We start from the raw sequence: 18,919 nt of genomic DNA on the forward strand, positions 1-18,919 counted from the left end.
CCGAATCCTTCTGCGGCCTCCCATGTTCAAACCGCTCCCCATCGCCATCGGCCTGCGCTACCTGCGCGCGAAACGCCGCAATGGCTTCATCTCCTTCATTTCCATGGCGTCGATCGTCGGCATCGCGCTCGGCGTCGCCGTGCTCATCACCACGCTGTCGGTGATGGGTGGCTTCCAGCGCGAAATCCGCGATCGCCTGTTGCAGATGGCCGCGCACGCCACCGTCGCCGCCGATGGTCGCAACATGACCGAGTGGCCGCAGGCGATCAAGCTGGCGTTGCAGGATCCGCGTGTCGAAGCTGCCGCACCTTATGTCGACACCCAGGCGCTGCTCACCGGCAACGACAAGGCGCCGGCGATCATCCGTGGCGTGCTCCCCGATCGCGAGCGCAAGGTCTCGGTGATCGGCGACAAACTCGTCGTCGGCAGCCTCGATTCGCTGACGCCCGGCAGCTACAACATCCTGCTCGGCAAGGAGCTCGCCGACATCCTCGGCGTGCGTGTCGGCGACAGCGTGCTGGTGGCGACCTCGGGCCTGAACGTCACCGGCCTGGGCGCGGTGCCGCAGATGAAGCGCTTCGTGGTCAGCGGCGTGTTCGAGGCTGGCCATCAGGAATTCGACAAGGGCCTCGCCGTCGTGCGCATGGAAGACCTGCAACTGGTGCAGCGCATGGGCGATGGCGTCACCGGCGTGCGCCTGAAATTGCATGACATGGATCTGGCCTGGGCCGTCGCCCGCGATCTCGCGCTGAAACTCGGTGGCGGTTATCGCGTCAACGACTGGATGCACGAGAACGGCAACATCTTCCGCGCCATCCGCATGGAACGCACGATGATGGCGATCCTGCTGTCGCTGATCATCGCGATGGGCGCCTTCAACCTGGTGTCGTCGCAAGTCATGCTGGTCACCGACAAGCAGGCCGACATCGCCATCCAGCGCACGCTGGGGATGACGCCGGGGCAGGTGATGCGCATCTTCATGGTGCAGGGCAGCCTGATCGGGATCATCGGCACCGTGATCGGCGTGGTCGGCGGCGTCCTGCTCACGCTCAACCTCGAACACATCCTCAAGCTGATCGAACGCGTCTTCCACGTCACGTTGCTGCCGGAAGACGTCTACTACATCACCGGCCTGCCCACCGATCTGCGGGCGGACACGGTTGCGATCATCGCTGCTGTCGCGCTCGCGATGGCGTTCCTCGCCACCCTGTATCCGGCCTGGCGCGCCTCGCGCACGCCGCCGGCGGAGGCGCTGCGCTATGAGTGATGTGATCATTCGCGCGAGTCAACTGGCCAAGACTTATGCGGAAGGGAAGCTGAAAACGCCAGTATTCGATGGCCTTGACCTGGCTGTCTCGGCAGGAGAAACCGTTGCGATTGTTGGCGCATCGGGCGCGGGCAAGAGCACCTTGCTGCATCTGCTCGGCGGGCTCGATGTGCCGACCACAGGTGATATCTGGATCGATGCAGAATTCAAAGGCGTGCGGGCTTGCTGGGACATCGCAAGCTTGCCGGACGCCGAACGCGGGCGCCTGCGCAATCGCGCGCTGGGTTTCATCTACCAGTTCCACCATTTGTTGCCGGAATTCACCGCGCTCGAGAACACCATGCTGCCGGTGATGCTCGCGGGCATCTCGGCAAGCGAAGCGCGCAAGCGCGCGACGGCATTGCTCGAACAGGTCGGCTTGGGCGCGCGGCTGGAACACAAGCCGGGCGAACTTTCGGGTGGCGAACGCCAGCGTGCGGCAGTCGCACGTGCGCTGGTCAACACGCCGTCGTGCATTCTCGGTGACGAACCGACCGGCAATCTCGACGATCGCACCGCAGCGACGGTGTTCGAACTGATGCTGGAACTCAATCGCGCGAAGGGCACCAGCCTGGTGCTGGTGACGCATGATCGCCGTCTCGCACGCCGCCTCGATCGCGTACTCGAGCTGACCAACGGTCGGCTGCGCGAACTGCCACCGGACGACGTCTGACATGCACGCGGCGACAGGGACGTCACCACGCATTGGCCCGCGCCGCATTGGTTGGGAGCCTGCGATCGGATTGCTGGCCGGGGCGATGCTGTGTCTGTGGTTGCCGTGGCTGCCACCGCGCTGGAGCCTGATCGCGCTTGCGGTCGCCGGCGTCGTGCTGTGGTGGAAACTGCCGCGCCGCGTCTGGATCGCCACCGCGCTGCTCGGTTTCGGTTGGGCCGGCGTGATCGCGGGATCGGCTTTGCAAGCGCGCTTGCCGTCGGAACTTGAAGGCCGCGAACTGGTCGTGCAGGGACGCGTCGACAATCTGCCGGAAGAGGACAGCAAGAGCACGCGCTTCCAGTTCGTGGTCGATGACGACATCGCGCAACAGGAGGAATTGCGCGGCAAGCGCATTCGCCTCGGCTGGTTCGCTGCGCCCGATCAAACGCCGCCGCAGATCGAAGCGGGATCGCGCTGGCGCCTGCGCGTCAAGCTCAAGCGTCCGCATGGGTTGCGCAATCCCGGCGTCCAGGATTCCGAACGCGGCATGCTGGTCGATCGCATCGTCGCCACGGGATCGGTCAAGGGCGGCGACGGCAACGAAGAATTGTTGGCAGGCACCGGCATCGACGCCCTGCGTGACGGCATCGCCCAGCGCATCGAACAGGGATCGTCGCCGGCGCGGCGTTTCATCCGCGCGTTGTCGGTCGGCGATACCCGTGGCTTGAGCGATGACGACTGGACGATCCTGCGCGCCAATGGCTTGACCCATCTCATTGCCATTTCCGGTTCGCATGTCGCGTTGACGGCGATCCTCGGCTCCGCGCTGGCGTGGTTGCTGTGGCGCGCGTTCCCGGTGCTCGGCGGCTGGATGCCGCGCCGCACCGCGATGATGCTGGCCGGCGCGCTGGTCGCGGCGTTCTACACCGCGTTGTCGGGTGGTGAAGTGCCGACCTTGCGCACCCTGCTGATGATGGCGAGCGTGGCCAGCGCCGTGCTGTTGCGACGACGCATGGGCGCGGTGCAGGCGCTGGCGATTGCCGCGATCGCATTGACACTCATTGATCCGCTGAATCTGCTGCGTCCCGGCTTCTGGCTGAGTTTCTCCGGGGTGGCATGGCTGTCGTGGTGCCTGCGCGAAGGCGGACGCGGCGTGTTGCGCGAATTCCTCGGCGCGCAGGGAGTTGCGACGCTCGGACTGCTGCCGCTGTCGATGCTGTTCTTCGCGCAGGCGTCGTGGGTGTCGCCGTTGGCCAATCTGGTCGCAGTGCCATGGTGGGGATTCATCGTCGTGCCGCTGTCGCTGCTCGGCGTGATGCTCGATGGCCTGCATCACGGCTGGGGCGCGCCGTTGTGGAATCTCGCGGCGTGGCTGTTCGATGCCGCCTGGCCGTTGTTCCAGCGCATCGCCGAATGGCCGTTTGGGCAATCGCGCTTGCCGGAAGCGAGCATGTGGGCATGGCCGCTGGCATTGCTCGGCGCGTTCTGGTTGCTGGCGCCTCGCAAACTGCCGGGCAAACCGCTGGCGCTCGCCTTGTGGTTACCGATGTTCACGCCGTTGCAACCGGCGCCGTTGCCGGGCGAGGCGCGGATGCAGATGATCGATGTCGGGCAGGGGCAGGCGATACTGGTGCGCACTGCGCATCACGCAATCCTGTACGACGCCGGCCCGGCGACTGATGATGGTTACGATGCCGGCGCCACCGTGGTATTGCCGGCACTGGCTGCGCTCGGTGTCGATCGTGTCGACCTGATGATGTTGAGCCACGCCGATGCCGATCACGCCGGCGGCATGAACGCGGTGCTTGCGGGAATGACGGTCGAAGCCGTGCAGGCGCCGCCGGGCGCGCCGATCGAAGTCGATACGCACTGCAAACTCGGTGACCATTGGAACTGGGATGGCGTGGCGTTCGAGGTCGTCTCGCCGTTGCCGGAGTCGGACTACGCCGGAAATCCATCGAGCTGCGTGCTGCGCGTCGGCGTTGGCGACCATGCGCTGTTGCTGACTGGCGACATCGACCAGGCCACCGAGCGTGCGCTGGTGGAACGCGATCCGGCGGCACTGCGCGCCGACGTGGTGTCGATGCCGCATCACGGCAGCGCCGGTTCCTCCAGCGATGCCTTCGTCCACGCCACCGGCGCGACATGGGCGATCGCCTCGGCCGGCTATCGCAACAAATTCCATCACCCCAACCCCAAGGCATTGGCGCGCTGGACCGGGGCCGGCACCCGTGTCCTCGACACCCCGCATGCCGGATCGGTGCGCGTCGATCTGTCGGCGGCGGCCGTCATCGTGGCAACCGAGCGGACGCGGCGCAAGCGCATCTGGGACAGCGAGCACTGAATCCAGGGCGAGTGCAGTAGGATCGAGGCAGGTTCCGGGTGGGCTATCCTATCGGCGACTCCCCCAAACCTCAGGTTGCAGAGTGCTCGAACTGGTGAAGGCCGGCGGCTGGCCGATGATTCCCCTCCTGCTGCTGTCGCTGGCGGCGTTTTCCATCATCGTCGAACGACTGTGGAGCCTGCGCCGCGCCACGATCCTGCCACCCGGTCTCGGCGAGGAAGTGCGCACCTGGGCGGCACGTGGCGGCCTCGATCCCAAGCACATCGACTCCCTGCGCCAGACCTCGCCGCTGGGGCAGGTGCTGGCCGCTGCACTGGACGTGCGCGATCGCACTCCCGACCAGCGCCGCGAGCGCGTCGAGGACGTCGGTCGTCATCAGGTGTTCCGCATGGAGCGTTTCCTCAACGCACTCGGCACGATTGCCGCGATCGGCCCGCTGCTCGGGTTGTTCGGCACCGTGGTCGGCATGATCCAGATGTTCCTCGGCATCCTCGATCATGGCCTCGGTGACGTGAACCTGCTCGCCGGCGGCATCGGCAAGGCGCTTGTGTGCACCGCGACCGGCATGATTGTCGCCATTCCGGCGCTGATCGCCCATCGCTGGCTGAAGCATCGCATCGCCACCTACATCATCGACTTCGAACATGAAGTGATGTTGCTCGACGACGTGATCGACGAGCGTCGCGAGATTACCGCGAAGATGCAGGCCCACGGCTGACATGCGCATTCGCGACCGCGAACAGGACGACATGTCGGAGATCAACCTGATCCCGTTGATCGACGTCATCCTGTGCCTGATCATCTTCTTCGTGATCACCACCACCTTCGCCTCGCGCAACGTGTTGCGCCTGCAACTGCCACGCGCCGACGGCGAGGCTCCGCAGCAGAAGGACAAGCCGCTGGCCGTGCTGGTGAATGCCGACGGCCGCTATTTCGTCGAGGATCGCGAATCGCTGCGCAATGACGTCGAGACCCTGAAGCGCACCATCACCGAAGTTGCTGGCAACGATCGCAGTCGCCCGGTGCTGTTGCGCGCCGACGCCCGCACGCAGCATCAGGCCGTGGTCACTGCATATGAAGCGCTGGGCCAGCTCGGCTTCCGCCAAGTGATGATCGCCACCGCGCCGCAGCCGAAAGAGGGCGTGGCGAAATGAGTGCAGCCAAGCGTACGACCCGCGAAACCTACCGGCGCCTGCTCGGTTACGCCAAGCCCTATCGCGGGCTGATCGCAGCGGCCGTCCTCGGCATGGCGCTGGAAGCAGTATCGAGCGCCGGCATCCTGCAGCTGATGAAGTGGATCGTCGACGACATCTTCAACGCGCGTCAGTACATCTATCTGTTCCCGGTGGTGCTGGTTGGGCTGTTGCTGGCGCGTGGCCTGTTTGGTTTGGTGGGCGATTATTGCATCGCGCGCGGTGGCCGTAACGTCGCCCGTGATCTGCGCATCCAGCTGATGGGCAAGTATTTGCGTTTGCCTGGCGCGCGCTTCGACCAGGAACCAGTGCCGGTGATGATCACCCGCCTCGGTGGCGACACCGAGCAGGTGGCGCAGGCCGCGGTCGATTCGCTGAAAGTAATGGTCAGCAACACGTTCAACATCATCAGCACCTTGGGCGTGATGTTCTACAACAGCTGGCGGGTGTCGCTGGTGCTGCTGGTGCTGGCGCCGGTGCTGGCGTCGATCATGGGCAAAGTCGGTAGCCGTTATCGCCGCCTCAACCATGAAATCCAGAGCGCGTCCGCCGACATGCTGCAATCCGCCGATCAGGCCTTGCATGCGCACCAGGAAGTGAAGACCTACGGCGCCCAGCAGGCCGAACTGTCGCGCTATGCCGAACAGAACAAGCGCAACGTCAGCCTCTCGCTGAAAGTGGAAGTGACGCGCAGCTCGCTGTCGCTGTTCGTGCAGGTGCTGGGTGCGGTCGGCGTCGCGGTGATGCTGGTGATTTCGGCGCACGAAGCTGCAGTCGGGCGATTGACCAGTGGCACGTTCTTCCTGTTGCTGACATCAATGGTCAACCTGGTGCCGTTGCTGCGCCAGATCACCAATGTGCAGAGCATGCTGCAGCGGGGCATTTCCTCGGCCGATCGCGTGTTCGAAGTGCTCGACGCCGAAGACGAACGCGACGACGGCGAGCTGCACGTCGAGCGCGTGCGTGGCGAACTCAAATTCCGCCATGTCAGCGCGCGCTACGACGGCCAGAACACATCGGCACTGGACGATGTCAGCTTCATCGCGCGTCCCGGCACCGTGACCGCGATCGTCGGGCGCTCGGGTAGCGGCAAGTCGACGCTGATCAAGCTGATCCCGCGCTTCTACGAACCGGCGTCGGGCGAAATCCTGCTCGATGGCCAGCCGCTGGATGATTACCGTTTGGGCGATTTGCGCCGGCAGATCGCGCTGGTCGGCCAGCATGTCGCATTGTTCGATGGCAGCGTCGCCGACAACGTCGCCTATGGCGAAATGGCCGATGCCGATGCCTCGCGCGTGCGTCGTGCCATCGAGGGCGCGAACGCTGCAGAATTCGTCGATCGCCTGCCGAAAGGACTCGACACCCATGTTGGCGAACGTGGTGGCAAACTTTCGGGTGGCCAGCGCCAGCGTGTCGCCATCGCCCGTGCCTTGCTGAAGGATGCGCCGATCCTGATCCTCGACGAAGCCACCGCCGCGCTCGACAACGAATCGGAACGGCTGGTGCAGGATGCACTCGACCACTTGATGCCCGATCGCACCACGCTGGTGATCGCGCATCGCCTGTCGACCATCGAACACGCCGACCAGGTGCTGGTGCTCGACCACGGCCGCATCGTCGAACGCGGTAGCCACCGTGAGCTGCTGGGGCAGGGCGGGGTGTATGCGCATCTCCACGCCATGCAGTTCCGGGAGGGTGCGTGAGTCGCGAACGCCGGCCGCCGTCATGGTGGTTCGGCGATGCGGCGGTTCCGGTGTGGGCGGATGCGGTGGAATCGCTCTATCGCAGCGTGTCGGCGCGCCGACGTCGCGTGCAGCAGAAGCGCGCGAAACCTGTCGGTGTCCCCGTGCTGGTGATCGGCAACCTGATCGCAGGTGGTGCCGGCAAGACGCCGCTGACCATCGCCGTGGTCGAGCGCCTGCGCGCGTGGGGCTGGAATCCCGGTGTCGCCAGCCGCGGATATGGCCGGCGCGATGCGAAACAGGCGCGCTGGGTCGAAAGTGGTGATGATCCCGCCATCGCCGGCGACGAGCCGGTGGTGATCGCTCGGCGCACGAAAGTGCCGGTACGCGTCGATGTCCGCCGTGCAGATGCCGCACGCGCGTTGCGCGATCGTGGTTGCGACATCGTGGTCTGCGACGATGGCTTGCAGCATTACGCGCTGGCGCGTGACATCGAGATCGAAGTGATCGATGGCGTGCGCGGCTATGGCAACGAACGCATGATTCCGGCTGGCCCATTGCGCGAGCCGATCGAGCGTGCCGAACTCTGTGACTTCCGCGTGCGCAATCTCGGCAGTGATGCCGTGGAAACGGACGACAACGATTTCGGCGTGTGGCCGATGCATCTGGTCGCGCATCGCGCCGCGGCGTTGCGTGGTCCGCGCGTGCGATCGTTGGCGGAATTCGCCGGGCAGCGCGTCCATGCGGTCGCCGGCATCGGCCATCCCGAACGCTTTTTCGACACCTTGCGCGCGTACGGAATTGCCGTGGTTCCGCATGCATTCCCCGACCATCACGCCTACACCCCCGGCGATTTCGATTTCTCCAGCCCGCTGCCGGTATTGATGACGGAGAAGGACGCGGTGAAGTGCAGTGCCTTCGCCGGCGAGCAGTGGTACAGCGTGCCGGTGGACGCCGAATTGCCGGCGGCCTTCTGGGTCGCGCTGGAAGATCGCCTGAACGCACTGCGCCAGATGAGCTTGCTGGGATGAGCCAGTTGGGAGTCGCCATGAACCCGAAATTCGTTGTCGCCATTCCCGCGCGCCTCGCGGCCAGTCGCTTGCCAGGCAAGCCGCTGCGCCTGCTGCGTGGCGAACCATTGATTCGCCATGTCGCGCGACGCGCACTCTCTGCAGGCGCCGATGACGTGGTGGTCGCTGCAGACGACGCCAGCATCATCGCCGCGCTCGACGGCATCGCGGTGCGCGGCGTGTTGACGCGCAACGATCATGTTTCGGGCACCGATCGCCTCGCCGAATGTGCGCGACTCGCCGGCTGGAGCGATGACACCCTGGTGGTGAACCTGCAAGGCGACGAACCGTTCGCGCCGGCAGCGGGCATTCGCGCGGTGGCGCAAGTGCTCGCCGACAGTGGCGCCGAGATGGCGACGCTGGCGACGCATATTGCCGATCCCGAACAATTGTTCGATCCCAATACCGTCAAGCTGGTGTGGCGCGATCGCAGCGGGGATGCGAACTGGCGCGATGTCATGTACTTCAGCCGCGCGCCGATCCCGTGGCATCGCGATGCCTTCGCCGAGAACAAGCGTGTGGTGATGCCGGAACAATGCCTGCGCCACATTGGCATCTATGCCTATCGCGTCGGCTTCCTGCAACGCTTCGCCGCGATGCCGCAGGGCATGCTGGAACAACTGGAATCACTGGAACAATTGCGCGTGCTGGAAACGGGCCATCGCATCGCCGCCGCGTTGACGCCGGAAGCGTTCCCGCCGGGCGTGGATACGCCGGAAGACCTCGCACGCGCCGAGGCGCACCTGGCCGCTCCTGCTTCATGATTCCCACCGCATAATGGCGTGGTGACCAGCGAACATCCGGCTCCCTTCGATGGCAAGGCATTCACGCGCGACCTGACCAGCGCGCCCGGCGTGTATCGCATGTACGCCGCCGACGACACGCTGCTCTACGTCGGCAAGGCGGCATCCCTCAACAAGCGCGTCGCCAGCTATTTCAACAAGGCCCTGACCATCCGCATCGCGACCATGGTCGGCCAGATCGCGCGGATCGACGTCACCGTCACCCGCACACCCGCCGAAGCGCTGATCCTCGAAAACCAGCTGATCAAGACACTGAAGCCGCGCTACAACGTGATGTTGCGCGACGACAAGAGCTATCCCTATGTGCTGCTGACGCAGGAGGAATTCCCACGCATCGCATTGCACCGCGGGCCGCGCGCGATTCCCGGAAAATATTACGGGCCGTATCCCAGCGCGTACTCCGTGCGCGAAACGCTCAACTTCATGCACCGCCTGTTCAAGTTGCGCAATTGCGAGGACAGCGTGTTCCGCAACCGCACCCGGCCGTGCCTGCAATACCAGATCGGGCGTTGCACCGCGCCCTGCGTTGGCCTGATCGATGCCACGGCCTACGCGCGTGACGCCCATCGCGCCGAACTGTTCCTGTCCGGCCGCAGCGAGGAACTCGGGCGCGAACTCACCGCCGAGATGGAGGCCGCCAGCGAACGTCTCGATTTCGAGGGCGCGGCGCGCTTGCGCGACTTGCTCAGCGGCGTGCGCAAGCTGCAATCGCCGCAGTCGCTGGGCAACGATGGCAGTGACACCGACGTCCTTGCCTGCGTGCTGCGCAATGGCCATGCCTGCGTGATGCAGCTGTCGTGGCGCGATGGCCGCAACCTCGGCACGCGCGCGTTCTTCCCGAAGCTCAATGGCGAGGATTCCGCCAGCGAAGTGCTGGCCGCGTTCGTCTCCCAGTATTACGGCGACCATCCGCCGCCGAACGAGGTCTGGCTCGACCAGGATATCCCCGAGCGTGGGTTGATCGAGGAGGCGTTGAACGAAGCCTCGCTGCACAAGGTGCGTTTGCGCACGCGTTTTCGTGGCGAACGCGCGGCGCAGATCGATTTCGTCCGCCGCAACGCCGATGCCGCGCTGTCGTCGGAACTGGCCAGCAACGCCGCGCAGAAGGCGCGACTGGATTCGTTGTGCGAACTGCTGGGACTGGACAGCGCGCCGCAGCGCATCGAGTGCTACGACATCAGCCACACCATGGGTGAGGCGACGGTCGCGTCCTGCGTGGTCTTCGATCAGAACGGTCCGGTGCGCGGGCAATATCGCCGTTTCAACATCACCGGCATCACCCCCGGTGACGATTACGCTGCCATGCACCAGGTGCTGACGCGGCGCTTCAAGCGCGCGATGGACAGCCTCGCCGCAGGCGAAACACCGGCCAATCCGATCCCCGATCTGTTGCTGATCGACGGCGGTGTCGGTCAACTGGCGCAGGCGCGGGCAGTCCTCAACGAACTCGACGTGCAAGGCTTGGCGATGATCGGCGTCGCCAAGGGCGAACAACGCATCGCCGGTGACGAAACCCTGGTGTTTCCCGATGGCCGCGAGTTGCATCCGGGCAAGCAGTCGCCCGGCCTGCAACTGATCCAGCAGGTGCGCGATGAGGCGCATCGTTTCGCCATCACCGGCCATCGCGGGCGCCGCCAGAAAGCGCGCACCACCAGCCGTCTGGAAGACATCCCCGGCATCGGGCCGCGCCGCCGCGCCAGCCTGCTCAAACACTTTGGCGGAATGGTCGGGTTGAAGGCCGCGGGCGTCGCCGACATCGCCCGGGTCGAGGGCGTCAACGCCGCATTGGCCGAAAGGATATACGCGGCGTTGCACGGACTCGCGTAGCATGGGCGGCGCATGAGAATCACCATCCCGACCTTCCTCACGCTGGCGCGAATCCTGATGATTCCGGTGCTGGTGGTGGTGTTCTTCCTTCCCTGGCGTTGGGCCAGCGTGTTCGCGATGCTGGTGTTCGCATTTGCATCGATCACCGACTGGCTGGATGGCTGGATCGCGCGCCGCTACCACCAGTATTCGGCGTTCGGCGCTTTCCTCGATCCGGTCGCCGACAAGCTGATGGTGTCGACCGCGCTGTTCCTGATCGTGCAGGGCCATTCCACCGCATGGATGGCGTTCTGGGCGGCGGTGATCGTCGGCCGCGAGATCGCCGTGTCGGCGCTGCGCGAATGGATGGCCGAACTCGGCCAGCGCGCGGCGGTGAAGGTGGCGTCGATCGGCAAGATCAAGACGACCGTGCAGATGCTGGCGATCGGCTTCCTGCTGTACTCGATCCACCAGCCCTACGCACCGAACCCGACGCTGTGGATCGATAGCCTGGCCTTCCACATCGGCGACTGGGGGCTGGCTGCCGCGGCGCTGCTGACTTTGTGGTCCGGAGTCGAGTATCTGCTCGCCGCGTGGCCGGTGTTGCGCGCGGGGGAAGGGCGACCTGTTGACACATCGCCAGAGCCCGGTAAAATAGCCGGCTCAATGCGGGAATAGCTCAGTTGGTAGAGCACGACCTTGCCAAGGTCGGGGTCGCGAGTTCGAGTCTCGTTTCCCGCTCCAGTTTTGCAAAGCCCCGGTACGCCGGGGTTTTGTTTTGTGAAACAATGAGTTTGATGGCCGGGTGGCAGAGTGGTCATGTAGCGGACTGCAAATCCGCGTACGCCGGTTCGATTCCGACCTCGGCCTCCATCAAGGAAAATCCCGGCGCAAGCCGGGATTTTCTTTTGTGGATCAGGCGATCATCATGCGCTTCGACTGGTTTGCGGGGTAGCATTCCCGACACGCCCGGATGGCGAAACTGGTAGACGCAAGGGACTTAAAATCCCTCGATGGCGACATCATGTCGGTTCGATCCCGACTCCGGGCACCACAACAGCGAGTGATCGATGATCGTCTTCAAGAGCGAGCAAGCGCGCTATCTCGGATATGTGCTGGCACTCGCCGGATTGCTGATTTCCTTGTTGTTGCTGGTCTGGGGCCACCGACAGGGCTGGCTGGCCGGCGTGATCGTGTTCGGTGCGTTCGCGGCGCTGGGAACCGCCGACCTGTTGCAGACGCGCAGCACGCTGCGGCGCAACTATCCGATCTTCGCCCATCTCCGCTACGTGCTGGAATCGTTCGGGCCGGAAATCCGCCAGTATTTCGTCGAATCCGATATCGTCGAGGTACCGTTCTCGCGCGAGCAGCGCACGCTGGTATACGAACGCGCGAAGAATCTCAGCGACGTGGTGCCGTTCGGCACCGAGCTGGACGTCTACGGCGACCAGTACGAGTGGATCAATCATTCGATCGCACCGACGCCGCACCACGACGAGAACTACCGCATCACCATCGGCGCGAACACTGCGCACCCGTATGACGCCAGCGTCTTCAACATCTCGGCGATGAGCTTCGGTGCGCTGTCGGCCAACGCGATCCGTGCGTTGAATCGTGGCGCCAAGCTCGGCGGTTTCAGCCACGACACCGGCGAAGGCTCGATTTCTTCCTATCACCGCGAATACGGCGGTGATCTGGTGTGGGAAGTCGGCTCCGGCTATTTCGGTTGCCGCAACCAGGACGGCAGCTTCAATGCCGACAAGTTCGCGGAGAACGCGCGCGATCCGCAGGTGAAGATGGTCGAGCTGAAGCTGTCGCAGGGCGCAAAGCCGGGCCATGGTGGCGTGTTGCCGGCAGCGAAGGTGACGGCGGAAATCGCGGCGACGCGTGGCGTGCCGATGGGACAGGATTGCGTGTCGCCGGCGCGGCACAGCGTGTTCTCGACGCCGATCGAGTTGCTGCAATTCATCGCGAAGATGCGCGAACTGTCAGGCGGCAAACCAGCGGGATTCAAACTGGCGATCGGCCATCCCTGGGAATGGTTCGGGATCGCCAAGGCGATGCACGAAACCGGCTTGCTGCCGGATTTCATCGTGGTCGATGGTGCGGAAGGCGGCACCGGCGCGGCACCGTCGGAGTTCGTCAACCACGTCGGCGTACCGATGCACGAAGCGTTGATGCTGGTGAACAACACGCTGATCGGCCTCGATCTGCGCGATCGCGTCCGCATCGGCGCGGCCGGCAAGATCACCAGCGGTTTCGATCTCGCCCACACCTTGGCGCTGGGCGCGGACTGGTGCAACGCTGCCCGCGCCTTCATGTTTTCGCTGGGCTGCATCCAGTCGCGCAGCTGCCACAACGACAAATGCCCGACCGGCGTGGCGACGCAGGATCCTGCCCGTTGGAAGACGCTGGACGTGGAAGACAAGGCGCAACGCGTGCAGAATTTCCATGGCAATACGCTGAAGGCATTGCGCGACATGCTGTGCGCCGCCGGATTGAACCATCCGCGCGAACTCGGCCCCGAACATATCCTGCGCCGGGTCAGTCCGATCGAGATCCGTGCGTTGTCGCAGCTGTACCCCCATCTGCAAGTCGGCGAATTGCTGGAGAATCGCGAGCGGAGCCATCAGGTGTTCCGCGCATTCTGGGACACGGCGCGTAGCGACAGTTTTGCGCCACCGGCCCATGTCGCGGAATTGCGCAGTTCGAAATCATTCTGAGGCGGGAAACTCAAGCCATCTGCGGCGCACGGAAACCGCAGCGCAGGAAGATCGTGCGTTCGCGTTCGTCCAGTTCATCGAACCCGAGCTCGCGGACACCGCCGGGGCGTTGGTCGTGGGTGAGGAATTCGTAGTCGGTGTAGTCGGGTTTGCGATCCGTGCGATTCCGGGGCTGGCGAAACGGAGCGAGCATGTCCATGTGGTCTTCCCTGACGATGGCGCGGCCGGTCGTGACCGCACAGCCACGATAGGGCGACGGATCGCAGGAAACTTTCGGGAGGTGGCCGTCGCTGGCGTAGGAAAAGCCCGCGATCGAAGGCGATCAGGCACCGTCGACCAGCTCCAGCGCGCGTTCCGGCGGCCGGCAGATCACCGCGCGCTCGCCGCGCACCAGGATCGGGCGTTCGATCAGCCGTGGCTGCGCCACCATCGCCGCGATGGCGATGTCATCGGGCAGGGTGGGATCGTCCAACCCGAGTCCGGCATATTCCGGCTCGCCCTTGCGCAGCAGCTCGCGGGCGGGAATGGCGAGCTTGCCCACCAGGTCGCGCAAGGTGGCGTCGTCGGGTGGCGTCAGCAGGTATTCGACCACGCGCGGTTGCAGGCCGCGCTCGGCGAGCAGGGCGGCGGTGGCCCGGCATTTGGAGCAGGCATCGTTGTGATAGAGGGCGAGGTCGGGCATGGCAGCGTGCCGGGCGTGGGCACGCCATGATGCCCGGATCGGCGCCGGCGTTGTCCGCTCAGGATGGCTCGAACTGGCAGCCGAGCCGCGCCAGCATGTGCTTTTCGATCTCGCTCAGCTGCGATACCTCGAGTTCCCGGGCCTGGGTCGGGCGCATGTCGTAGGTGGTGAACACGTACTGGCGATGCCCGAAGGCGCAATAATCGCCGTCGCGGGTGCTGTAGGAAATCGGGGCGCCGCAGTTGCGGCAAAGCATCGTGGTTTCATCCTTGAACATCATGTGCCTACGTCCTGTAGGGGCGTGCGTCCAATTCCGCGCACGAGCGGATGTTAGCACCGCCGAATCCGCCATTGCAGCGAACGCGTTCACAAAAAAGCCGCCTTTCGCCGCTGGCGCCATGCCATCATTCCTGAATCCGTCCGCTGGCCAGACTGACGCATGAATCGTCCCATCGTCACGACTGCCGGTAGCGGTGCCGCAGCGCCGCTCCAGCCGGAGGGCCGCTACCGGATGCAGAAGAAAAGCCTGGCAGCGCTGTCGCTGGCCGCGCTCGGCGTGGTCTATGGCGACATCGGCACCAGCCCCTTGTACGCCTTCAAGGTCGCCGTGCAGGCGGGTTCCGGCGCGGGCCTTGGCCTTGCCGCGACCGCCATGGGCATCGCTTCGCTGGTGATCTGGTCGCTGGTCGTCATCGTCTCGATCAAGTACGCCATCCTGATCATGCGCGCCGACAACCACGGCGAGGGCGGCGTGGTCGCCATGCTGGCATTGCTGGGCGCGCGCGATGCGCAACCGGGCAGCCGTCGCGCCGCGTTGCTGGTGCTTGGGTTGTTCGGTGCCGCGTTGTTGTACGGCGATGGCGCGATCACGCCGGCAATTTCGGTGCTGAGCGCATTGGAGGGACTCAAGGCCGACGCGCCGATCCTGGGCGGCATCGTGATTCCCGCCACCATCGTGATTCTCGTCGCGTTATTCCTGGTGCAGTCGAAGGGGACCGGGTTCATCGGCAGGATCTTCGGGCCGGTGATGATGTGCTGGTTCCTCGCCATCGGCGTGCTGGGTATCAAGGGCATCGCCGAACATCCGCAAGTGTTGGCGGCGCTGCTGCCGACCACCGCGATCGAGTTCCTGGCGCATGCACCGATCCACGTCAGTTTCGGGGTGATGGGCGCGGTGTTCCTGGCGGTGACCGGCGGCGAAGCCATGTATGCCGACATGGGGCATTTCGGTCGCAGCGCGATCCGTGCCGCGTGGTTCGTGATCGCGTTGCCGGCGCTGGTATTGAATTACCTCGGACAGGCCGGACTGGTCGCCGCGCATGCCGATGCGGCCGGTAATCCGTTCTTCGGTCTCGCACCGGGCTGGGCGCATTACCCGCTGGTGTTCTTCGCCACGGCGGCCACCGTGATCGCATCGCAGGCGATCATTTCCGGCGTGTTCTCGCTGACGCAGCAAGTGGTGCAACTGGGCTTCCTGCCGCGCATCCGCATCCTCCACACCGATCGCGACGAGAGCGGCCAGATCTACGTTCCGACCGCCAACTGGCTGCTGGCGCTCGCTACCATCACGGCGGTGCTGGTGTTCCGTTCATCCGATGCGCTGGCTGGCGCCTACGGCATCGCGGTATCGGCGTTGATGGCGATTTCCACTTTCCTGGCGACGCTGGTCGCGATCAAGTGGGGATACAACCGTGGCATGGTGCTCTTGGTGAACGGCGCATTCCTGCTGATCGACCTGTTTTTCTTCGCGGCCAATTCGCTCAAGCTGTTCGATGGCGGCTGGTTTCCGTTGCTGATCACCGTCGCAGTCGCGTTCCTGATGCTGACCTGGCACCGCGGACTCCAGCTGATCGAAGCGGCGCGCGCCGACCGCCGTGTCGACGAAGCGGATTTCATGGCGATGCTGGCGCAAAGCGGAATCTCGCGCTTCCCGGGGACGGCAGCATTCCTCTCCGCCTCGCGCACGGGCATTCCGCTGTCGCTGTCGACGCATCTCAAGCACGACAAGGCCTTGCAGGAGCATGTCCTGCTGGTGTCGGTGGTGACGGAGGAAGTTCCGTTCGTGGAACCGTCGCAACGCGCCGAGGTCAGCGATCTCTGCCCGAGTTTCCAGCGCGTCATCCTGAAATTCGGCTTCATGGAAAGCCTCGATATCCCGGCCGGCCTGGCGGCTGCGGCGACCTGCATTCCGCCCGAGCAATTGAGCCAGGTGAGTTATTACATCGGCCACGAAACCGTGATCGCAGATCCCGCCATCAAGGGCATGGCGCAGTGGCGCGAATCGATGTTCGTGTGGATGCAGCGGAATTCCGCGCCCACCGGTTCCTCGTTCGGGATCGCCACCGATCAACTGGTGGAACTGGGCACCGAGATCAGGATCTGAACCTGCCGGATGCGAGGCGTGCTGTTACGGGGCTGTCGTGCACAAAAAAGCCGGCTTGCGCCGGCTCGTGTCCTGGTGGGCGGTGCAGGGATCGAACCTGCGACCCTTGCCGTGTGAAGGCAAAATTCACAATCCGCAGCCGTTCATTGGGGTTTTTAAGTAGCTGATTTTAATGGCCCTATATCCGCATTCGTCCACAATTGTGCGCTACACTTTTCCGCGTCACGTCCGCGCGGAAAAATCCCATGCCCCACGAACTGCACAAATCCGGCGTTCGCACGTCACTTGCTGTCCGCAATGAGCCCTATTGGGGCGCACCCGTTGAGCGCGGCCTGTATGTGGGGTTCCGGCGTCTCGAACATGGCGGGAACTGGGTAGCTCGCTATCGCGTTGACTTCGCCAAGCAGCAATACAAGGCACTCGGACCCGCCACGAAGTCATTCGACTATGACGCCGCGAAAAAGGACGCCCAAGCGTGGAAGAAGGCGGTTGACGCGGGCGTCAAGACCGGCGAGGTTGAAACAGTCGCGGACGCGTGCACCTGCTACGTCAAAGCCCTGCGCAAGGCCAAGCGCGAGAAAACCGCACGCGACGCCGAACGCCGATTTGAGCGCGTGATTGATAACGACGCGCTGGGGAAGATCAGACTCGACAAACTGAAAAAGCAACACATCGAAGCATGGCGCGAACGATTGGAGGAAGGGCGGCTCGCCCCGATACCGACAAAACGAGGCCGCCCCCCAGTGGCTAAACCACTGGCACCGGCTGGGTTTAAGCGCATGCTGACCGCCCTGAAGGCTGCGCTAAATCACGCTGTCGAGGAAGAATACGTCTCGCCGGACAAAGCGATGCAGTGGCGTGGAGTGAAGCCTGAAAAAGAGGCTGACGGACGGCGCGACTTGTACCTGTCAAAACCACAGCGCCGGGCATTGCTCGATGCTGCGCAAGGCAACGTGCGTGACTTGATTGAATGCGTGGCGCTTACCGGGTGCCGTCCAGGCGATCCTGCGGTTGCACTGCGGAAGGACTACGACGCGAGCAACAAGACAGTCACATTCCGAACGAAAGACCATGCACGCACGATCCCGCTATCCCCGGCCGCAGCCGCACTACTTGATCGGCTCGCAAAATCAAAGTTGCCTAACGCCTATCTTTTTACCCAAGACAACGGCAAGCCGTGGGCATCCAAAGAATGGGCCGCGTTAACGCGCGCAGCAGCGACGGATGCAGGATTGCCGGATGGTGTCGTCCTATACACCTTGCGGCACTGCTGGATCACTGAGGCTATCACGGGCGGAATGGACGTCCTGACCGTCGCGCGGCTGGCCGGTACGTCACTGGCGATGATTCAAAAGCACTACGGGCATCTCGTGAGTGGCACGCGCGACCAGTTGGCTGCAATCGCAATGCTTTAACCGCCGCCCGGTGCGGTAACACCGGGCGACTTCCACAACCGTCTACTAAGGAGACGACCATGACAATGCAAATGTTCACACACTGGGGCCGCAGCATGGAAGGCCCGGAGCTTGACCTATGGGTTCAAGTCGGCCAGAGCGTCACCGAACGTATTTCGCTGGACATACGCGAGCTTCCAGCACATCCGGAGCTAATCGAGCGGATGCCCGAGACGTTCCGCTATCGCATGCTATGGGAGGCGCGCGAGGTGGGGAAAGGCAACTTCACGCTAGACCCAAAGTTTCACGGGTATGACGCGCGCGAGGTGGGGAATGCAAGCGACGAACTGGAAATGCTGTCGAACATGCTGGCGGCGAAGGTGCGAGCAAGGGCGGGAAAGCGCCCACCACTGCGCGTCGTCGGCGCGCAAGGTGAATGACCGTGGACCATATCGACCAAATGGCGCAATTGGTGGCTGCGCGAGCGAGAATGAAACTCGGGGAAAAGCCCAAGTTTCGCGTTGTCGATCCGTCCAGCGATTCGTTATCCAGTGAGGCGATGGCATTGGCGCGTTTCTACGATCAGGCCACGCAAAGACAACGCAATGCGTTGGACGCGGTCATGGCGGCGCTCGATGACTAGGCTTCCACTGCTGCACACAAGTCCCGCCAACCGGCAGGCTTTTTTGTTGCGCTTGAGGGATAACCTGTTGATTTAGTTGGGTGGCAGCTGGCTTGCTTGACTTTCAATTTGATAGCGCGAAACTTAATCCGTGCATATGAATTCGTACGCACGGATAGCCGGTGACGACCGCACTGCGACATGCATCCTTTGGGATGGGGCCATGCCCTTCGCAGGAATAGTCATCGAATAAGAA

Annotated in this window: 18 protein-coding genes and 3 tRNA genes; 18 read left to right on the forward strand and 3 right to left on the reverse strand. The window is 64.0% G+C overall.

The window, feature by feature from the left end; all coding sequences use genetic code 11:
- Positions 1 to 22 precede the first annotated feature (22 nt).
- From Lysil_RS10145 to Lysil_RS10210, 14 genes are all read left to right on the forward strand, one after another.
- Complete coding sequence (locus tag Lysil_RS10145) at positions 23 to 1,267, forward strand: lipoprotein-releasing ABC transporter permease subunit (protein ID WP_103075473.1); 1,245 nt, start codon at positions 23 to 25, stop codon at positions 1,265 to 1,267.
- Complete coding sequence (gene lolD, locus Lysil_RS10150) at positions 1,260 to 1,979, forward strand: lipoprotein-releasing ABC transporter ATP-binding protein LolD (protein WP_103075474.1); 720 nt, start codon at positions 1,260 to 1,262, stop codon at positions 1,977 to 1,979. Before Lysil_RS10145 ends, lolD begins: the two co-directional genes overlap by 8 nt.
- A 1-nt stretch (position 1,980) precedes the next feature.
- On the forward strand, positions 1,981 to 4,305 hold the full coding sequence (locus Lysil_RS10155) for a DNA internalization-related competence protein ComEC/Rec2 (RefSeq protein WP_103075475.1): 2,325 nt from the start codon (positions 1,981 to 1,983) through the stop codon (positions 4,303 to 4,305).
- A gap of 82 nt (positions 4,306 to 4,387) precedes the next feature.
- The gene (locus tag Lysil_RS10160) at positions 4,388 to 5,023 is read left to right on the forward strand and encodes a MotA/TolQ/ExbB proton channel family protein (protein WP_103075476.1); all 636 of its coding nucleotides are present in this window, start codon (positions 4,388 to 4,390) and stop codon (positions 5,021 to 5,023) included.
- Between the two features lies 1 nt (position 5,024).
- On the forward strand, positions 5,025 to 5,459 hold the full coding sequence (locus Lysil_RS10165) for an ExbD/TolR family protein (protein WP_103075477.1): 435 nt from the start codon (positions 5,025 to 5,027) through the stop codon (positions 5,457 to 5,459).
- Positions 5,456 to 7,201 (forward strand): lipid A export permease/ATP-binding protein MsbA, encoded by a 1,746-nt coding sequence (msbA, locus tag Lysil_RS10170; protein ID WP_103075478.1) that lies wholly within the window; start codon positions 5,456 to 5,458, stop codon positions 7,199 to 7,201. The genes Lysil_RS10165 and msbA overlap by 4 nt, the downstream gene beginning before the upstream one ends.
- On the forward strand, positions 7,198 to 8,211 hold the full coding sequence (gene lpxK / locus Lysil_RS10175) for a tetraacyldisaccharide 4'-kinase (RefSeq protein ID WP_103075479.1): 1,014 nt from the start codon (positions 7,198 to 7,200) through the stop codon (positions 8,209 to 8,211). The genes msbA and lpxK overlap by 4 nt, the downstream gene beginning before the upstream one ends.
- A gap of 17 nt (positions 8,212 to 8,228) precedes the next feature.
- Positions 8,229 to 9,014 (forward strand): 3-deoxy-manno-octulosonate cytidylyltransferase, encoded by a 786-nt coding sequence (kdsB, locus tag Lysil_RS10180; protein WP_103076016.1) that lies wholly within the window; start codon positions 8,229 to 8,231, stop codon positions 9,012 to 9,014.
- A gap of 21 nt (positions 9,015 to 9,035) precedes the next feature.
- Positions 9,036 to 10,880: an excinuclease ABC subunit UvrC gene (gene uvrC, locus Lysil_RS10185; RefSeq protein ID WP_103076017.1), complete on the forward strand. Its 1,845-nt coding sequence runs from the start codon at positions 9,036 to 9,038 to the stop codon at positions 10,878 to 10,880.
- A 12-nt stretch (positions 10,881 to 10,892) separates the two neighbouring features.
- Positions 10,893 to 11,537, forward strand: a complete 645-nt coding sequence (pgsA, locus tag Lysil_RS10190; protein ID WP_103075480.1) for a CDP-diacylglycerol--glycerol-3-phosphate 3-phosphatidyltransferase — start codon at positions 10,893 to 10,895, stop codon at positions 11,535 to 11,537.
- Positions 11,528 to 11,603 (forward strand) — tRNA-Gly (locus Lysil_RS10195). The genes pgsA and Lysil_RS10195 overlap by 10 nt, the downstream gene beginning before the upstream one ends.
- Before the next feature lie 55 nt (positions 11,604 to 11,658).
- Positions 11,659 to 11,732, forward strand: a tRNA-Cys gene (locus tag Lysil_RS10200).
- Between the two features lie 94 nt (positions 11,733 to 11,826).
- Positions 11,827 to 11,913 (forward strand) — tRNA-Leu (locus Lysil_RS10205).
- Between the two features lie 16 nt (positions 11,914 to 11,929).
- The gene (locus Lysil_RS10210) at positions 11,930 to 13,582 is read left to right on the forward strand and encodes an FMN-binding glutamate synthase family protein (RefSeq protein ID WP_103075481.1); all 1,653 of its coding nucleotides are present in this window, start codon (positions 11,930 to 11,932) and stop codon (positions 13,580 to 13,582) included.
- Between the two features lie 10 nt (positions 13,583 to 13,592).
- On the opposite strand, the gene Lysil_RS10215 is transcribed toward Lysil_RS10210, so the two are convergent.
- The 3 genes from Lysil_RS10215 to Lysil_RS10225 all read right to left on the reverse strand — a co-directional run bounded on the left by Lysil_RS10215 (position 13,593) and on the right by Lysil_RS10225 (position 14,544).
- On the reverse strand, positions 13,593 to 13,781 hold the full coding sequence (locus Lysil_RS10215) for a hypothetical protein (protein WP_103075482.1): 189 nt from the start codon (positions 13,779 to 13,781) through the stop codon (positions 13,593 to 13,595).
- A gap of 123 nt (positions 13,782 to 13,904) precedes the next feature.
- Positions 13,905 to 14,264: an arsenate reductase (glutaredoxin) gene (gene arsC, locus Lysil_RS10220; RefSeq protein ID WP_103075483.1), complete on the reverse strand. Its 360-nt coding sequence runs from the start codon at positions 14,262 to 14,264 to the stop codon at positions 13,905 to 13,907.
- Positions 14,265 to 14,322: 58 nt separating this feature from the next.
- A complete protein-coding gene (locus Lysil_RS10225; RefSeq protein WP_103075484.1) occupies positions 14,323 to 14,544 on the reverse strand; it encodes a hypothetical protein in 222 nt (73 codons plus the stop codon).
- A gap of 159 nt (positions 14,545 to 14,703) precedes the next feature.
- Between Lysil_RS10225 and Lysil_RS10230 the strand changes: the two genes are divergently transcribed.
- The 4 genes from Lysil_RS10230 to Lysil_RS13265 all read left to right on the forward strand — a co-directional run bounded on the left by Lysil_RS10230 (position 14,704) and on the right by Lysil_RS13265 (position 18,684).
- Entirely contained in the window at positions 14,704 to 16,647 is a 1,944-nt protein-coding gene (locus tag Lysil_RS10230; RefSeq protein ID WP_205756931.1) for a potassium transporter Kup, read from the forward strand.
- A 245-nt stretch (positions 16,648 to 16,892) separates the two neighbouring features.
- Positions 16,893 to 18,062, forward strand: coding sequence for a tyrosine-type recombinase/integrase (locus Lysil_RS10240; RefSeq protein ID WP_103075485.1), 1,170 nt, complete (start codon positions 16,893 to 16,895; stop codon positions 18,060 to 18,062).
- 59 nt (positions 18,063 to 18,121) lie between these two features.
- Positions 18,122 to 18,481, forward strand: coding sequence for a hypothetical protein (locus Lysil_RS10245; protein ID WP_129588426.1), 360 nt, complete (start codon positions 18,122 to 18,124; stop codon positions 18,479 to 18,481).
- Between the two features lie 2 nt (positions 18,482 to 18,483).
- A complete protein-coding gene (locus Lysil_RS13265) occupies positions 18,484 to 18,684 on the forward strand; it encodes a hypothetical protein (RefSeq protein ID WP_129588427.1) in 201 nt (66 codons plus the stop codon).
- Positions 18,685 to 18,919: the final 235 nt, after the last annotated feature.

It is taken from the genome of Solilutibacter silvestris, from assembly GCF_002895945.1.
Classification (GTDB): domain Bacteria; phylum Pseudomonadota; class Gammaproteobacteria; order Xanthomonadales; family Xanthomonadaceae; genus Solilutibacter; species Solilutibacter silvestris.

What these genes read in the sequence shown, in the direction of transcription:
- Lysil_RS10145 (WP_103075473.1), top strand. Translation starts at nt 23, where the DNA reads ATGTTCAAACCGCTCCCCATCGCCATCGGCCTGCGCTACCTGCGCGCG.
- lolD (WP_103075474.1), top strand. Translation starts at nt 1,260, where the DNA reads ATGAGTGATGTGATCATTCGCGCGAGTCAACTGGCCAAGACTTATGCG.
- Lysil_RS10155 (WP_103075475.1), top strand. Translation starts at nt 1,981, where the DNA reads ATGCACGCGGCGACAGGGACGTCACCACGCATTGGCCCGCGCCGCATT.
- Lysil_RS10165 (WP_103075477.1), top strand. Translation starts at nt 5,025, where the DNA reads ATGCGCATTCGCGACCGCGAACAGGACGACATGTCGGAGATCAACCTG.
- msbA (WP_103075478.1), top strand. Translation starts at nt 5,456, where the DNA reads ATGAGTGCAGCCAAGCGTACGACCCGCGAAACCTACCGGCGCCTGCTC.
- kdsB (WP_103076016.1), top strand. Translation starts at nt 8,229, where the DNA reads ATGAACCCGAAATTCGTTGTCGCCATTCCCGCGCGCCTCGCGGCCAGT.
- pgsA (WP_103075480.1), top strand. Translation starts at nt 10,893, where the DNA reads ATGAGAATCACCATCCCGACCTTCCTCACGCTGGCGCGAATCCTGATG.
- Lysil_RS10210 (WP_103075481.1), top strand. Translation starts at nt 11,930, where the DNA reads ATGATCGTCTTCAAGAGCGAGCAAGCGCGCTATCTCGGATATGTGCTG.
- Lysil_RS10215 (WP_103075482.1), bottom strand. Translation starts at nt 13,781, where the DNA reads ATGGACATGCTCGCTCCGTTTCGCCAGCCCCGGAATCGCACGGATCGC.
- arsC (WP_103075483.1), bottom strand. Translation starts at nt 14,264, where the DNA reads ATGCCCGACCTCGCCCTCTATCACAACGATGCCTGCTCCAAATGCCGG.
- Lysil_RS10225 (WP_103075484.1), bottom strand. Translation starts at nt 14,544, where the DNA reads ATGATGTTCAAGGATGAAACCACGATGCTTTGCCGCAACTGCGGCGCC.
- Lysil_RS10230 (WP_205756931.1), top strand. Translation starts at nt 14,704, where the DNA reads ATGAATCGTCCCATCGTCACGACTGCCGGTAGCGGTGCCGCAGCGCCG.
- Lysil_RS10240 (WP_103075485.1), top strand. Translation starts at nt 16,893, where the DNA reads ATGCCCCACGAACTGCACAAATCCGGCGTTCGCACGTCACTTGCTGTC.
- Lysil_RS10245 (WP_129588426.1), top strand. Translation starts at nt 18,122, where the DNA reads ATGACAATGCAAATGTTCACACACTGGGGCCGCAGCATGGAAGGCCCG.